17 protein-coding genes are annotated in these 13,809 nt (G+C 67.4%); 10 read left to right on the forward strand and 7 right to left on the reverse strand.

Going from position 1 to position 13,809, the window contains the following annotated elements; genetic code table 11:
• Positions 1–35 precede the first annotated feature (35 nt).
• The 5 genes from ACW176_RS11600 to ACW176_RS11620 all read left to right on the forward strand — a co-directional run bounded on the left by ACW176_RS11600 (position 36) and on the right by ACW176_RS11620 (position 3,633).
• Positions 36–404: a DUF1330 domain-containing protein gene (locus ACW176_RS11600; RefSeq protein ID WP_492109239.1), complete on the forward strand. Its 369-nt coding sequence runs from the start codon at positions 36–38 to the stop codon at positions 402–404.
• A 123-nt stretch (positions 405–527) separates the two neighbouring features.
• Positions 528–1,457: a sugar kinase gene (locus tag ACW176_RS11605; protein ID WP_492109240.1), complete on the forward strand. Its 930-nt coding sequence runs from the start codon at positions 528–530 to the stop codon at positions 1,455–1,457.
• A 105-nt stretch (positions 1,458–1,562) separates the two neighbouring features.
• Complete coding sequence (locus tag ACW176_RS11610) at positions 1,563–2,396, forward strand: hypothetical protein (RefSeq protein ID WP_492109241.1); 834 nt, start codon at positions 1,563–1,565, stop codon at positions 2,394–2,396.
• A gap of 137 nt (positions 2,397–2,533) precedes the next feature.
• Positions 2,534–2,905: a helix-turn-helix domain-containing protein gene (locus ACW176_RS11615; protein WP_492109242.1), complete on the forward strand. Its 372-nt coding sequence runs from the start codon at positions 2,534–2,536 to the stop codon at positions 2,903–2,905.
• On the forward strand, positions 2,902–3,633 hold the full coding sequence (locus ACW176_RS11620) for a DUF6456 domain-containing protein (protein WP_492109243.1): 732 nt from the start codon (positions 2,902–2,904) through the stop codon (positions 3,631–3,633). Before ACW176_RS11615 ends, ACW176_RS11620 begins: the two co-directional genes overlap by 4 nt.
• A 59-nt stretch (positions 3,634–3,692) precedes the next feature.
• Here ACW176_RS11620 and ACW176_RS11625 read toward each other — a convergent pair whose 3' ends face one another.
• The 3 genes from ACW176_RS11625 to trhO form a co-directional block, all read right to left on the reverse strand.
• Positions 3,693–4,145 (reverse strand): PA2169 family four-helix-bundle protein, encoded by a 453-nt coding sequence (locus ACW176_RS11625; protein WP_492056840.1) that lies wholly within the window; start codon positions 4,143–4,145, stop codon positions 3,693–3,695.
• A 56-nt stretch (positions 4,146–4,201) separates the two neighbouring features.
• On the reverse strand, positions 4,202–4,516 hold the full coding sequence (locus tag ACW176_RS11630) for a hypothetical protein (RefSeq protein ID WP_419320723.1): 315 nt from the start codon (positions 4,514–4,516) through the stop codon (positions 4,202–4,204).
• Between the two features lie 66 nt (positions 4,517–4,582).
• Positions 4,583–5,548, reverse strand: coding sequence for an oxygen-dependent tRNA uridine(34) hydroxylase TrhO (trhO, locus tag ACW176_RS11635; RefSeq protein ID WP_492111919.1), 966 nt, complete (start codon positions 5,546–5,548; stop codon positions 4,583–4,585).
• A 79-nt stretch (positions 5,549–5,627) separates the two neighbouring features.
• Here trhO and ACW176_RS11640 point away from each other — a divergent pair, with 79 nt between their 5' ends.
• Positions 5,628–5,789 carry a hypothetical protein gene (locus tag ACW176_RS11640; RefSeq protein ID WP_419320725.1) on the forward strand — a complete coding sequence of 54 codons (162 nt, stop codon included), beginning with the start codon at positions 5,628–5,630 and terminating at the stop codon, positions 5,787–5,789.
• A gap of 124 nt (positions 5,790–5,913) precedes the next feature.
• Here ACW176_RS11640 and ACW176_RS11645 read toward each other — a convergent pair whose 3' ends face one another.
• Both ACW176_RS11645 and ACW176_RS11650 read right to left on the reverse strand, forming a co-directional pair.
• Complete coding sequence (locus ACW176_RS11645; RefSeq protein ID WP_419320727.1) at positions 5,914–6,339, reverse strand: SufE family protein; 426 nt, start codon at positions 6,337–6,339, stop codon at positions 5,914–5,916.
• 38 nt (positions 6,340–6,377) lie between these two features.
• A complete protein-coding gene (locus ACW176_RS11650) occupies positions 6,378–7,163 on the reverse strand; it encodes a sensor histidine kinase (RefSeq protein ID WP_419320728.1) in 786 nt (261 codons plus the stop codon).
• A 199-nt stretch (positions 7,164–7,362) separates the two neighbouring features.
• Between ACW176_RS11650 and ACW176_RS11655 the strand changes: the two genes are divergently transcribed.
• Positions 7,363–9,123: a sensor histidine kinase gene (locus ACW176_RS11655; RefSeq protein WP_492111920.1), complete on the forward strand. Its 1,761-nt coding sequence runs from the start codon at positions 7,363–7,365 to the stop codon at positions 9,121–9,123.
• Here ACW176_RS11655 and ACW176_RS11660 read toward each other — a convergent pair whose 3' ends face one another.
• Positions 9,124–10,008: a hypothetical protein gene (locus ACW176_RS11660; RefSeq protein ID WP_492109244.1), complete on the reverse strand. Its 885-nt coding sequence runs from the start codon at positions 10,006–10,008 to the stop codon at positions 9,124–9,126.
• A gap of 73 nt (positions 10,009–10,081) precedes the next feature.
• On the opposite strand from ACW176_RS11660, the gene ACW176_RS11665 reads away from it, so the two are divergent.
• Positions 10,082–10,411 carry a DUF1491 family protein gene (locus ACW176_RS11665; RefSeq protein ID WP_419320735.1) on the forward strand — a complete coding sequence of 110 codons (330 nt, stop codon included), beginning with the start codon at positions 10,082–10,084 and terminating at the stop codon, positions 10,409–10,411.
• 143 nt (positions 10,412–10,554) lie between these two features.
• On the forward strand, positions 10,555–10,935 hold the full coding sequence (locus ACW176_RS11670) for a hypothetical protein (RefSeq protein ID WP_419320736.1): 381 nt from the start codon (positions 10,555–10,557) through the stop codon (positions 10,933–10,935).
• Between the two features lie 15 nt (positions 10,936–10,950).
• Here the strand turns inward: ACW176_RS11670 and ACW176_RS11675 are convergent, their stop codons facing one another.
• Complete coding sequence (locus ACW176_RS11675; RefSeq protein ID WP_419320738.1) at positions 10,951–11,085, reverse strand: hypothetical protein; 135 nt, start codon at positions 11,083–11,085, stop codon at positions 10,951–10,953.
• 256 nt (positions 11,086–11,341) lie between these two features.
• Here ACW176_RS11675 and ACW176_RS11680 point away from each other — a divergent pair, with 256 nt between their 5' ends.
• Positions 11,342–13,741 (forward strand): TonB-dependent receptor plug domain-containing protein, encoded by a 2,400-nt coding sequence (locus tag ACW176_RS11680; RefSeq protein ID WP_492109245.1) that lies wholly within the window; start codon positions 11,342–11,344, stop codon positions 13,739–13,741.
• Positions 13,742–13,809 lie beyond the last annotated feature (68 nt).

Raw genomic sequence — 13,809 nt, forward strand, 5'->3', positions numbered from 1 at the left:
CGATGTCCCTGCCAGTCCACGTCAATGAGACGCTTGTGCGCGACCTGCCCGACAACGGCCCGGTCGTGATGGTCAATTTCCTGCGTTTTCGGGACCAGTCTGCCGACGGTGATGGCACGGGCTGGGATGCCTATCTGCGATACAGCGCCAATACGGCGCCTTTGATCAAGGCGCTCGGCGGCGCAATTCTCTGGAGCGGCAAGCCTGAAGGTGTCGCGATTGGCCCGCCCTCCACGGTCCTGTGGGACTACATCGTCCTTGTCCGCTATCCGTCGCGCGCCGCCTTTCTCGACATGGTCACGTCCGCTGACTACGCCCGAGGCAATCTGCATCGCGAAAATGCTGTGGCTGACCATTTGATCCTGGCCTCAACCGAGACCTTTTCACGGTTTCCGACGCGCTGAGCAGGCGGGCGGAACCTGCAAGGCGGCCCGCCTCGGGGGGGTAAGCGAAGCCCGTCCGTGCCCCCTAACTCCCTTGGTGAAAACACTCTAATACGAGCTCAGATGGAGTGAGAAACCGGTGTCATGACCAGAATCACAGTGCTGGGCGAGTGCATGGTCGAGATGTCGCCGGACGGATCGTCCGATGACGGCGCGCCGCTCTACCGGATGGGCTTCGCCGGCGACACCTTCAATACCGCTGTCTATATGGCCCGCCTCGGCGATCAGGTCGCCTATTGCACGGCCCTGGGGCAGGGCGATCCCTTCAGTGACGGTGTTCTGGCGGCCATGCGCCGCGAGGGGCTGGATACCCGGCTGGTGCGCGAAGTCAGCAACCGTCTGCCGGGCCTGTACGCCATCGTCCTGGACGACAGCGGCGAGCGAAAGTTCCACTACTGGCGCGAACGGGCCCCGATCCGCGACCTGTTCTCCGAGCACACCGCCGACCAGTTGATCGAGGCGGCCAAGGCCAGCGATCTGGTCTATCTGTCCGGGGTGACCCTGGCGGTGATCGGCGACATCGGCCGGGCGCGGCTCAAGGACATCCTGGCCTATGTCCATTCGCTGGGCGTGGCCGTGGCCCTGGACTTCAACTATCGGCCCGCTTTGTGGCCCAGCCCCGAGGCGGCCCGCGCCGCGCTCGACGGGGTTGTCCCCTCGTGCCGCTACATCTCGCTGAGCAGCGAGGATTCCCGCCCGCTTTATGGACGCGAGGCCGAGGATCTGGCTGTCGAATGGTCGGCGCTGGGCGCCGAGGTCGTGGCCCGCGACGAGAGCCATGCGGTCAATGTGCATCGGTCGGAAGGCCGCACCGCTACCGCCGCGCCAGGCCGAGTGAAGGCGGTGGACACCACGGGCGCGGGCGACAGCTTCAATGCCGCCTATCTGTCGGCCCGCATGGCGGGTATGCCCATCGAGACGGCGGTCGAGCGGGCTCATAGATTGGCTGCGAGGGTCGTCTCCTGCCGCGGCGCGATCATTCCGGCCGGACAATCGCTCGGGGTCGAGATGTAAAAGGCGCGGCGCGCGTTTAGCAGGGCGGCGCCTCGTCGCGGCCTTATTATGGATTTGTAGGTTCGAGTTCTGGTTTTGCTGCAGAAAGTTTCATCGAATCTGACCGTGACGCGCCTGGACACGGCCCTGACCCGCCGCTTCTTGACGCCGGCGGCGGCGGAGATCGAGCAGGCGCTTCTGGCCCTTCGGATTCAAACCGATCAGGTGCTGGGGAACAATGCCCCCAGCCGATACGGCAAGCCCTATCCTCTGGGCTACTGCTGGGAAATTTCCAACGACGTGGCCGGGCGCCTGAGGAAGCGGATCGCCAGGCCCGTTACCCCGGGAGAGCGGGCGCTGAGCGCCTTCCTAAAGAATGGGGGGCGGGGTCGACACCTCTGGGGCGCGCTACGCGGGAAGTATTTCCAGAACGCCTTCCAGTTCGGCCAGCTCTATATCGACGTCGCCAACGACACCGTCGATATCAGAAAGCCGAAGATCGAGATCCTTCCGATGGAGGACGCGGGATTCGCCCTGATCCAGGACGCCGCCCATTTCGCGAGGATATCGCAGGCCTATTGGGGGGTGAGGATCTACGCCAATCACGCTCTGCCTTCGCTGGCGCCGGCCTTTCCGATGATCGGGGTCGATTCCTGGGGCCGGGCCCGCCTGCAATCCAGCTCGCAATACATGTTCGAGCTGTTCTGCGGCGACGGGTTCATGCGCTCCGAGCAGTGGCTCGATCAGGGCGAGGCTCCCCCGGCCCGGGCCATGGCGGCGGTTCGCGATCGGTGTCCGCCCCAACTCCTTCTCGAGAACCCTTCGACAGGGCGCGCTGCGGCGCTGGAGGCCTGCGGATCGCTGCGGATCGCCGGTGTGGCGGAGCGCGCCGACTGGCGCCAGTCCATGCTCGCGACCTATCGCGACATCGACCTTATCCCCGTGCCGGGACGGGGATAGGACAGTATCGGACGTAGGATTTTCAACGGCTTATTTTCCTACTTGTGCGTCACGATAGGAAAATTATCCTCACCAACAGAAACTAAGCCTAACATTGAGTCGTGGTCGCTGGATCGCGATCTCGATTAGAGGACGCCATGTTGGTTCAAGCTCTTGAGGATATCTGGGCGATCACGCCCGATCCCCGTCGCGACCGTCTCGCGGTCGCCTTCGTCACCCATCTGGTCGCCATGGCGACCGATGTTTCGCCGGGTGACATCTCGGCTCACAAACGCTCCACGCTCGCCGCCGCCCGGGCCCGGCAGATCGCCATCTACCTGACGCACGTCACGTTTCACTGGCCGCTCAACCGGGTCGCCTTCGCGTTCGGGCGCGACCGCACCACCTGCGCTCACGCCTGCCATCGGATCGAGGACATGCGCGAGGACGCTGGCTTCGACGCCAAGCTGGTTACGCTGGAGGCCTGTCTGCAACAGGCGCCCCGCCACAGTCTGGAGGGCGCGTTATGAGCGCAACCCCAGATCTGGCCACCGAGCATCTGGCCTTGCGCGCCGCCCGTCTGCTGGCCCGTCCGGGCGCGGTGATCGAGGCGGCGCCGCTGGGCTATGCGGTGCGGTTTGGACCCAGTCGCCGGCGGCGGCCGATGCTGGTCATCGACGAGACGGCCTTTGGGGCGCTGGTCCGTCTGGCCACGCTGAAGCCGAGGGCGCAAGGCGGCTGGTTCATGGTCTTCACGCCACCGGCCAAGCCCGCGCCGCCGCCCGGCAAGCCCGGGGTGATCGAGGGCGAGGTGATGCTGGAAGAGCCGGGCGTCGGCCGGGCCGCCTTCAAGGCCAATCTGGGGGAGTCGCCCCTGGCCTGGCTGGCGCGTCGGCGCGACGGCAAGGGCCGGCCCTGGATCGCGCCGGTCGAGGCGGCGGCGGGTGAGCGCCTGCGCGAAGACTTTCACCGGGCGGGAACCCTGGGCCGGCTGACCATGAACTGGGACGCCTCGCCCCGCTCGGCTGGCGGCGGGCCCCGCCTGGACCCCGCCGAGCGCGCCAGGGCCGCCAAGGATCGCATCGCCGCCGCCCTGGATGCGGCCGGGCCGGGCCTGCGCGAGATCCTCGAACATGTCTGTCTGGCGGGCACCGCGCTGGAGGCCGCCGAGCGGTCGCTGGGCCTGCCGCGTCGGGCGGGCAAGACGGTGCTCAAACTGGCCCTGCAGCGGCTGGTCATTCACTACCGCATGGCCTGAACGCGAAAAGGGCGGGGCCTTTCGGTCCCGCCCTTCGCAACCTTCCCTGCGCGGGAAGCCTAGTGTTTCAGCATGTGCTTGATGTCGCGCATCTGGTCGTGACCGGACTTCACCGAGGTCCAGGCCTTTTCGATGACCGCGCGGGTATGGGCGTCGACATCGGTGTCCTGCATGGCCTTTTCGTACTTGGCCTTGATGAAGTCCTCGCCGGATTCGACCTCGCTGATCACCGCCTCATCGCCCTTGGACAGGCTGTCGCGCAGATTGACGAACACGCGGTGGGCGGCGGCCAGGATGGTGCCGTCGTCCTTGGGCTCGCCGCCGAGCCGGCGAACCTCGTCCTGCAGTTCGATGGCGACGGTGCGACGCTCCTGGGCGCGCTGCTCGAACAGCATCTTGTAGCGCTGGGCGTCGGCGTCCTGGGCGGCTTCATGATAGCCGTCGGCGCTGTCGATGGTGGTCTCGACCAGGCCGTTGACGAGCTTGATGTGGTCTTCGTTAGTGTGGGGCATGGGGAGGTCCTTGGGAATGAGATCAGCTAACGCGGCGGGGGAGAGGGCGGTTGCGCTCAGCCGAGCTTCTTGCCCAGAAATCCCCAGGCCGTGGTCGCGGCCGCGATCATCGGGCCACGGGTGCGCGGGTTGATCAGCAGAACGGCGGCCACGCCGGCGCCCAGCAGCGCCAGGGCCAGCGGAACCGTCTTGCCCGCCAGGGTGACCTTGCCGTGCGGGTCGGGCGTCAGGGCGTAGTCGGGGGCCGGGGCGACGGGGGCGAGGCCGGCGTCAGCGGTCTTGTGGCCAAGCAGGCTGGAGATCCTGCTGACGGCGTGCGAGCGCTTGGCGACGGGCGGCGTCGCGCCATCGAGGGAGTCGTAGGCGACCATGGGGAGGCTCCTGGCTGGGGTTGCCTCCGATAACGCGATGATCGACCGGGCGATCCCTCGCCTTGCTCAGTCTTCGCCGGTTTCCCGTTTGGCCCCGACGTGGGCGATGCCCAGTTGCCGGGCCCGTGCGACCTGCCTGTGGCGCTCGGCGTAGCGGGCTCGGCTGGCCTCGTCGCGTTCGTCATGGCAGGCGGGGCAGGCGACGCCCTCGACATAGAGCGGCGAGGCCTGCTGTTCGGGACTGACCGGCCGGCGGCATCCCCGGCACAGGCCATGGGTTCCGGGCGACAGACCATGACCGACCGCGACGCGCTCGTCGAACACGAAGCATTCGCCGCGCCACAGGCTTTCAGGCTCAGGAACCTGTTCCAGATAGTCGAGGATGCCGCCCTTCAGGTGGAAGACCTCCTCGATACCCTCCGACTTCAGGAAGGCCGTCGACTTTTCGCAGCGGATCCCGCCGGTGCAGTACATGGCCACCTTGAGCGGTGGCGCGTCTGGCCCGCGTTGGGCTTCCAGGTCCTGTCGGTAGTCGCGGAACCAGTCGGGAAAGGCCGAAAAGCTGGTGGTCTGCGGATCGACCGCGCGCGCGAAGGCGCCGATGGCGACCTCGTAGTCATTGCGGGTGTCGATCACCAACACGTCGGGATCGGCGATCAGGCTGTTCCAGTCACGGGGCTCGACATAGGTCCCGGCATTGGCGGCGGGATCCAGGTCCGGAAGGCCCAGGGTGACGATCTCCTTCTTCAGCCGCACCTTCATGCGATGGAAGGGCATGTGGTCGGCCCAGGCGGTCTTGGGCGTCAGGTCGGCGCAGCCGGGCAGGGCGCGGATATGGGCCAGCACGCTCTCGATGGCCGCGTCGGTTCCGGCGATGGTGCCGTTGATCCCCTCCCGCGCCAGCAGCAGGGTGCCTTTGACGCCGACCTCGCAGCAGGCTCTGGCCAGAGGGCCCTGCAGGGCCGCCGGATCGTCGAACTGCGTGAAGCGGTACAGGGCGGCCACGCGGAAGGCTTGGGTCTCTGTCGTCATCGGATTGAGGGCATAGGAAATTGCGGCCGGGGTCTCAAGCATCAGTGGAACGAACATTCGCCTGGGCGGTTAAGCTGGCATGAGCATCCTGATCGTCGTCATCATCGCCCTGGTCCTCCTCGGACTTGCCCTTTACGTCGTGCAGCGGTCGCCCATTCCGTCGCCAGTCAACTGGATCATCCAGCTTCTCCTGGTGGTGGTCGCGATCCTGTTCATCGGCAATCGCGCGGGCTTCTTCTAGGCGTCAAACCCGTTCGGCGCGGCTAGAGCGGTGCGCGCGAAAAGTGAATCGCACGCACCGCTCTAGCTTTTTGTTTTCGCATCGCTTTTGCGGAAAGCCGGCGTCCACTTTTCCGCGCGATGCTCTAGCCCAGCACGGCCTGGGCGTCGCGCTGGATGCGGGCCACCATGGCCTTGAGCCCGTTCGAACGCTGCGAGGACAAGGCCTCTGACAGGCCAAGCCTGTCCAGGGCCGCCTTGGCGTCAAAGGCCGCGATGTCGCCGGCCGGCTGGCCCGAATAGAGCCGCAGCAGGATCGCGATCAGACCGCTGACGATATGGGCGTCGCTGTCGCCGCGAAACGCGATCGAACCGTCATCTTTTGGCTCGGTGACCAGCCACACCTGGCTGGCGCAGCCGCGCACCTTGTTGGCTTCCGAGCGCTCGGCGTCGCTGAGCGGCGCCAGGTCGCGGCCAAGCTCGATCACATAGCGATAGCGCTCTTCCCAGTCCCCCAGCAGTTCGAACTCGTCGGCGAGTTCCGTGAGGGCGGCGTCTATGGGGCGTGTCATGGCCGCCAGTTAGGGGCGCGGCCAGCCGCTGGCAAGCCTCAGGCTTCGACCAGAGCGACCTGAGCGGTCAGGCCCGCGCCCGGATGCGATGTCAGGCGCAGCATCCCACCCATCGCCCGGGCCAGAAGATCCACGATCGGCAGGCCAAGGCCGGCGCCTTCGCTGGTTCGGGTCAGGGTGGAGCCGCCCTGCTCGAAGGGCCGCAGCAGGCGTGGCAGCTCTTCGGGCTCGACACCCGGCCCCTGGTCGGCGATGGCGATTTCGACCATGCCGCCTGGCAGGGCCTGGGCATAGATGCAGACCTCACTGCCCACCGGCGAATGGCTGACGGCGTTTTGCAGCAGGTTGGCCAGCATGGTTCGCAAGCCCCGGCTGTCGGCCAGCACGAAGGGCAGGCTCCCCGCGCCGGGAACCGTGACCTTTATCTGACGCAGGGCGATCTCGGCCTTCAACTGGTCCACCACATCCTCGATGGCCTCATCCAGGCCCTCGGAGGCGAGGTCCAGATCGGTGACGTGACCTTCCAGGCGCGCGATCTCGACGATCTGGTTGACCAGTTTCAGCAGCTTCAGACCGCTGTCGTGCACGATCCTTGCGTATTCGAGGTACTGGGGCGAACCCAGGGGGCCGTAGAGTTCGCGCGACAGGATCTCGGAAAAGCCGATCACCGCGTTGAGCGGCGTGCGAAGCTCGTGGCTCACCATGCGCAGGAACGAGCGCTTGCGATCGTCCAGCGCGGCCCGGCGACGCGCATGTGCCGCTGTCCGTCGCGCGGTCGTTGCGTCGTACAGGGGCGATGCGTCGAGAGACGCCGGTTCTGGCATGCGATAGGCTCCCGGACGTTCTGTCCGCATTGGCGCAGTCTCGAAGAATGCCTCAAGGCGCTTACTATTCCGTTTCCGTCCACAGGCCCTCCACCGCGAATGATCGCTCGAGGATTGAGTGGTCTGGAGGGAAGGTCCAAGGCGCGTTAAGGTTTGGCGACGGCGCTTCTCGGCGCCGCAATGAAAGATGTCGCCCGGTTTGGAATTCGAACTGCTACCGGACCCGTTCAAGCGGCCTGCGCGCGTCTCGCGCGGCCTAGGCCCTGCGCGCCTATGGCGTTTGGGCTGGCTGGCGGCGATCGGCGTGGCGGCTTTCACCACGGTTTTCCTGCCCGGCGAGTTCAGTTGGCCTGTCTGGGCGGCGTTCCTGGCGGGCGCCGCGCCGGCCCTTCTGTCGCTGCCCTTGCCGGGCGAAAGCACCAAGGAAGACGATCGCGTTCAGTCGATCCTGCTGGTTTTGTGGGCTGTGGGCGGATCTGCCGCAGCCGTGCTGACCGGCGGTGTCTCGGGCGCCATGGCCGCCTGGTGCCTGGCCCCGGTGGCCGCCGCCTCGACCCTGACCTCCTCGCGCCGCCTGGCCGAAGGCGCGGCCCTGTCGCTGATCGGCGGCAGCGTGGCGGCCTTGACCCAGCTTTCGGGTCTGGCCCCTGCAGCGCCGACCGGCGCCCTGTCCTTCATCCTCGGCTTCCTGGCCCTGACCACCACCGGGCTTGGCCTGGCCTCAGGCCTGCTGCTCGGCCACCGTCGGTTCGGCGCGCGCGATGTTCGCCACAGCGCCGAGATGGCGGCTCTGGAGGTCATGCTGGACGGCCTGCCGCAACTGGCCATCGCCGTGACCACCAAGGGTCAGGTCACTGCGGTGCGCGGCTCGCCGCCGCCGGGCGTGACCATCGCCGACATCGTCAATCGCGGCCTGGCCGGCGCCGCTGCGCCCAACGACCGCCAGCGCGTGGGCGGGGCCATCGCCCAGGCCTTCCGCGAGGGCCAGGTCAGCCTGACCTTCAGCCCCGCCCTGGGCGTGGAGCGGATCGTGGCCCTGGACCTGCAGCGCGCCTCGCCGGTGCTGCTGGTGGGTCTGCTGCGCGACGTGACTGTGGAGCGCAATCGCGAGTCCAGCCTGGATCGCGCCCGTTCGGACGCCGAGGCCCTGGCCGCCGGCCGCGCCCGTTTTCTGGCCAATATGAGCCACGAACTTCGCACGCCGCTGAACGCCATCATGGGCTTCTCGGACATCATGCGCTCGCGGATGTTTGGCCCGCTGACCGACCGGTACGGCGAATATGCCGAACTGATCCACGAGAGCGGCGGTCACCTGCTGGACCTGATCAACGACGTGCTGGACATGTCGAAGATCGAAGCCGAGCGCTTCGAGCTGTCGCGCGGCGTGTTCGACGCCCGCGAGGCGATGACAGCGGCGATGCGGCTGATGCGCGTCCAGGCTGACGGGGCCGGCGTTCAGCTGCGCGGCGTGCTGCCGCCTAATGACCTGGAAGTCGACGCCGACCGCCGGGCGCTGAAGCAGATCGTCCTGAACCTGATCTCCAACGCCCTGAAGTTCACCCCGCGCGGCGGCCAGGTGACGGTCACGGCCGACGGCTATGACGGGGTGCTGGAAATCGTGGTCGCCGACACCGGCGTCGGCATCAGCCCGGAAGATCTGGAGCGCCTGGGCCGTCCCTACGAGCAGGCCGGCGGCGCCGACCAGCGCGCCATGGGCACGGGGCTGGGCCTGTCTCTGGTGCGCGCCTTCGCCAAGCTGCATGGCGGCGAGATGCATATCGAAAGCCGGATGGGCGCGGGCACCAGCGTTTCGGTGCGCCTGCCGGTGTTGCTGGCCCCGCTGAAGGCCCCGACCCCGCCGTCCGAGCCGCCGTCCAAGCCGGAAGCCGCCGCGCCGGCGCCGGAGCCCGAGCCGCCGGCCAGCCTGGGCGACAATGTCATCGCGTTCGCGCCGCGGTAGCTATCGCAAGAACGCCCGTCCCGCCGCGAAGTCCCCGACCTCGACATAGGCCTTGCGGACCACGTCGCCGCCATTGCGGCCGGCGAAGGTGAACTCGATGGTCACGGCCTCGCGCGGGTCGAGCAGCGACAGGGCGTCGGCCGTCGCGACCGGGAAGCGGAAGCCCATCCCGGTCTTGGCGCCGGTCGGCAGCAGGGTCAGGGCCGCCTGTTCGCGGGTTTCGGCGTTGAACACCTGGCTGGCCGAGCGCGGCGCGACCTTGGCTGACAGGCTGCGGCCGCCGCGGGCGTCGATATAGGGGCCCTGGGTGCGGGCCGGGTCGCGCATCACCACGCGGGCCGCATAGGGCTGGGCGCCGTCGGCGAAGGTCGCCACGGCCGTCACCGCCTTGGCGCGGCCGGCCAGGCCGAAGATCAGGCGGTCGGGGCCGAAATTGCTGGGCTGCGACAGGCGCCAGACCGGGAAGGTCGCCGAGACGGGGCGGTCGGCCTGCCAGGTCGCAACATCGCCCGGATAGGTCATCTTCTGCAGGGTGGCATAGGCCTCAAAGGCCCCGCGAACCCGATCAGCGGCGGTGGTCAGATCCTTGGACTTGCAGCCGGCCGAGGCGGCCTTGGATCGAGCGCGGCTTTCCAGCGCCTCGACCTGGCCCTGGGTGGCGCCCGAGCGCAGGGTTGCGCCGCGCGCCTGGGCTCGCGCCGCATCGAGCGCCGAGCCGACAGCGGGCGCGAACAGTCGGCAACGGCCGTCTGCGGCCGTCATCAGGGTGCGCTCGTAGAGCTGGTCGGCGGCGTTGGCGGCAAGCAGGGGGCCGGGCGATGCGAGACACACCGCGCCGGCCAGGAACCCCATCCACCGCGCCGTGCGACCTTTAAGAAGGTTCATCAGCGTCGTTTTCTCGTATGCTTCGAGACTTGAAGGGCCACCCTAGGGCCCTCGTGGTTGCGGTTCGGTTAGCATGCTGTTGTCGACGGATATCTGGGTGAGCGCGCTGATCCGCCGCGCCGAACTGGGCGGGGCCTTCGCCACCGTGGCCCGCAAGGGCGACGCCAAGGCCGGCGCGGTGCTGGTCAAGGCCGTCGATCGCCGCGAAAACAAGGCCCGGCTGTTCGCCGAGGCGACGCGAGGCGACGGCGAGCGCTTCTGGATGCAGCCGACCAAGTCGGATTTCGAGCCGGATCTGGACGCCTATGCGCAGCGCGCGGCGCGCATCGATCCTGACCTCTGGGTGATCGAGATCGAGGATCGTGACGGGCGTCATTTCCTGACCGAGGCCGTGGATGAGTAGCTGAAGCGCTCTTCGCGCGGCGAACCGGGCTGTGGAGGGCTCAACTTCTACGGCCCGTTAACCGCACTCCTACACCGGACTTAAAGCTCGGTGCGGCATTCTCTGCGTGTCCAGTCACTCTCAGAGATTTCCCCCGCCTCGCCATGCTTTTCCTGATGAACGATGTCGTTTTCAGCTTCGATGTGGCCGATCTGGCCCCGCCGATGGCGCATGACCGTTTCGCGAAGCTGTCGTTGAACTACGTCAGCGAACTGGGCCGGGAGCTGTATGCGGAAGAGCCGCTGCTGCACATCAAGGATCCCGAGCGGAGCCAGCGACTGGCCTCGCTGATCATTTCCAAGGCTCCTGAGGTCAATGCCGCCCTGTTCGTCGCGCCCGGGCGCGGCTGCCTGGTCGACCAGGTGCAGGTTCGCTACGCGCAGATCGGCATCGAGGTCATGAGCGCGCTGATGACGCGCCAGAAGGCGGGCTCTCTGACCAATGTCGAGGCCGATCGCCAGGTCTGGCGTCGCCTGGCCGCCTGATTTTCCGCCAGGCCCCTACAGGACCAGGGCGATCAACCACTTTAGGGCGACGGCGGCGGCGACAAGTCCGCCGATCGTGATTGTCATGCACAGCACGCTGGCTTCGGCGCGTGGGCCGCGTGAACCGCGAGGCTCTTCCCAGAGGGCCATCTTTGTTTCCTCATCTGGCCGGCCACTCTCAATGGGTGACACGTTCCTTATCACTGGAGCATGACTCCAATCCCCCTGCAGGGAAAGGGGGCCATTTGTCGCCGCGTCGGGCGGTGTCCGGTCGCAACGGCGCGGGTGAAAAGGTCGGTCGCAGACGCGCGCAGGTGATCGTCATTTAAGCACTACCGGCCTGTCGCGTGGCGGTCATGCCCGCTTTATATGCCCGGCCCCAGTAACAAACGGGGCTCGCCGACTCATGACGCTTATGAATTCCGCCGCCTGGACCGGTCTGGCCCTGGCCATCGCCACGCCCGCCTGGGCCCAGGCGCCCGCTGTCGCCGCCCAGGGCGCCGTGGTCACCGAGATCGAGGCTGTGGTGGTTACGGGCACCCGACGGACCAACCGCACCGCCTTCGAGTCGGCCGCCCCGGTCGATGTGGTGTCGCGCGAGGCGCTGGAAAGCATCGCTTCCGACGAAATCATGAACAAGCTGCAGGCCACGACGCCGTCGTTCAATGTCCAGCGCCTGCCCGCCGCCGATGGCCAGGCCTTCGTGCGGCCCGCCACCCTGCGCGGCCTGTCCCCCGACCAGACCCTGGTGATGGTCAACGGCAAGCGCCGGCACCGTTCGGCCGCCCTGGGCGGTCGCGGCCAGCAGGGCGTCGACATGGCCCAGTTCGCCGCCAGCGGCATGGAGCGGATCGAGGTCCTTCGCGACGGGGCCTCGGCGCAATACGGCTCCGACGCCATCGCCGGCGTCATCAACATCATTCTCAGCGACCGACTGGGTTTCAGCGGCTTCGCCCAGACCAGCCAGTATTATGAAGGCGACGGGGCCAAGCTCGAGGTCGGCGGCCGCTACGGCGTCAAGCTGGGCCAGGAGGGCTATCTGGTCGCCGGGCTGGACTATACCGACGCCGAGGCCACCTCGCGCACTCGCCAGCGTCCCGACGCCATCGCCTTCCAGGCCGCCAACCCGACCCTCAATGTGCCCAACCCCGTCCAGCGCTGGGGTCAGCCCGACCGCACCGCCTGGCGCGGTACGCTGAACGCGGCTGCGCCGCTCTCCGAAGCGATCGAGGCCTATGGCTTCGCGACCTATACCGACAGCTCGGGCGTCACCGATTTCAACTGGCGCAATCCGGCGACCGACAGCTCGTATCGCGCCAGCACGGCGTTTCCGGGCTGGACCCTCAAAACCCTGTACCCGACCGGCTTCTCGCCAAGGTTTGGCCAGGACGAGACCGACTATCAGGTCAATGGCGGGGTGCGCGGCGATCTGGGAGCCTATCACTGGGATCTCGGCGCCGGCTTTGGCCGCGACGAGATCAATTACCGGCTGGAAAACAGCATCAACGCCTCGTTCGGCCCCAACTCACCGTCCGCTTTTGACGCCGGCGCGCTGATCCAGGAAGAAAAGACCCTCAATTTCGACGTCACCCGCCCGCTGGCCTGGTCATTCCTGGCCCAGCCGGCCAACCTGGCCATGGGTCTGGAAGCGCGCACCGAGACCTATGAGATCGAGGCCGGTGAGCGCTATTCGTGGGATGTCGGCCCCGGCGCGGCCAGCGGTCTGCCCAGCGGCTCCAACGGCTTCCCGGGCTATAGCCCCAGCCAGGCCGGATCGTGGGATCAGACCAGCTATGCCGGCTATGTCGATCTCGACCTGCCGATCACCGACAAGCTCACCGCCGCCATCGCCGTCCGCCACGAGGACTTTTCGGAGTTCGGGTCGACCACCGACGGCAAGATCACGGCGCGCTACGAGGTCACCCCGGACTTCGCCCTGCGCGGGGCGGTCTCGACCGGCTTCCGCGCCCCGACGCCGGGCCAGATCTACAGCACCCGCACCTCGCAGGGGCTGAACACCACGACCCTGCAGCTGTTCACCGCGGGTCGTCTGGCCACCACCAATCCTGTGGCGGTGTTCTTCGGCGCCAAGCCGTTGCAGCCGGAAGAGTCGACCAACCTGGCCCTCGGCGCGGTCTATCGCCGGGCCGGCTTTACCGCCTCGCTCGACTACTACCGGATCGACGTCGACAACCGCTTCGCCTCGTCGCAGGGCTTTACGGTCACGCCGGCCATCAAGGCGCAACTTCTGGCCCTGGGCGTGCCCGGCGCCGACAGCCTGACGACGGTGTCCTATTTCACCAACGCCTTCGACACCCGCACCCAGGGTCTGGACGCCGTGGCCGCCTGGAAGGGCGACTGGCTGGGCGGCAAGGTCGGCGTGACCGGCGCCGTGAACTGGAACGACACTCAGGTGCGCCGCGCCAATGCCGCCCAGATCAGCACCCTCGCGCGGATCAACATCGAAGACAGCCTGCCCGACTATGCCGGCAACCTGACCTTCGACTATGGCAAGGGCCGCTACAGCGTCATGGCGCGGGTGCGCTACACCGGCGAATGGACCGACGCCCAGCTCAACGGCACGGCCAACCTGATCCAGGTGTTCGGCGGCAAGACCTTCGTCGACCTGTCGGCCAGCGCCCAGATCACCGATGCGCTGAAGCTGACGGTGGGGGCCGAGAACCTGTTCGACACCTATCCCGACGAGGCGACGTTCCAGGCCTCGCGCGGCCTGATCTATTCGCGCAACGCCGTCTATGACACCGACGGCGGGCTCTACTACGCGCGCTTGGCGGTGGCGTTCTAAATCCGAAAAGAGGGCGGGCCGTCAGGCCCGCCCTCAGCCGGAAGGTGACAAATCGAGCCCGGACGGCT

This window comes from Caulobacter sp. FV1ye13L (assembly GCF_058681155.1).

Coding starts and splice junctions, on each gene's coding strand:
- ACW176_RS11605 (WP_492109240.1), top strand. CDS start 528: ATGACCAGAATCACAGTGCTGGGCGAGTGCATGGTCGAGATGTCGCCG.
- ACW176_RS11615 (WP_492109242.1), top strand. CDS start 2,534: ATGTTGGTTCAAGCTCTTGAGGATATCTGGGCGATCACGCCCGATCCC.
- ACW176_RS11620 (WP_492109243.1), top strand. CDS start 2,902: ATGAGCGCAACCCCAGATCTGGCCACCGAGCATCTGGCCTTGCGCGCC.
- ACW176_RS11625 (WP_492056840.1), bottom strand. CDS start 4,145: ATGCCCCACACTAACGAAGACCACATCAAGCTCGTCAACGGCCTGGTC.
- ACW176_RS11630 (WP_419320723.1), bottom strand. CDS start 4,516: ATGGTCGCCTACGACTCCCTCGATGGCGCGACGCCGCCCGTCGCCAAG.
- trhO (WP_492111919.1), bottom strand. CDS start 5,548: ATGACGACAGAGACCCAAGCCTTCCGCGTGGCCGCCCTGTACCGCTTC.
- ACW176_RS11640 (WP_419320725.1), top strand. CDS start 5,628: ATGAGCATCCTGATCGTCGTCATCATCGCCCTGGTCCTCCTCGGACTT.
- ACW176_RS11645 (WP_419320727.1), bottom strand. CDS start 6,339: ATGACACGCCCCATAGACGCCGCCCTCACGGAACTCGCCGACGAGTTC.
- ACW176_RS11650 (WP_419320728.1), bottom strand. CDS start 7,163: ATGCCAGAACCGGCGTCTCTCGACGCATCGCCCCTGTACGACGCAACG.
- ACW176_RS11660 (WP_492109244.1), bottom strand. CDS start 10,008: ATGAACCTTCTTAAAGGTCGCACGGCGCGGTGGATGGGGTTCCTGGCC.
- ACW176_RS11665 (WP_419320735.1), top strand. CDS start 10,082: ATGCTGTTGTCGACGGATATCTGGGTGAGCGCGCTGATCCGCCGCGCC.
- ACW176_RS11670 (WP_419320736.1), top strand. CDS start 10,555: ATGCTTTTCCTGATGAACGATGTCGTTTTCAGCTTCGATGTGGCCGAT.
- ACW176_RS11675 (WP_419320738.1), bottom strand. CDS start 11,085: ATGGCCCTCTGGGAAGAGCCTCGCGGTTCACGCGGCCCACGCGCCGAA.
- ACW176_RS11680 (WP_492109245.1), top strand. CDS start 11,342: ATGACGCTTATGAATTCCGCCGCCTGGACCGGTCTGGCCCTGGCCATC.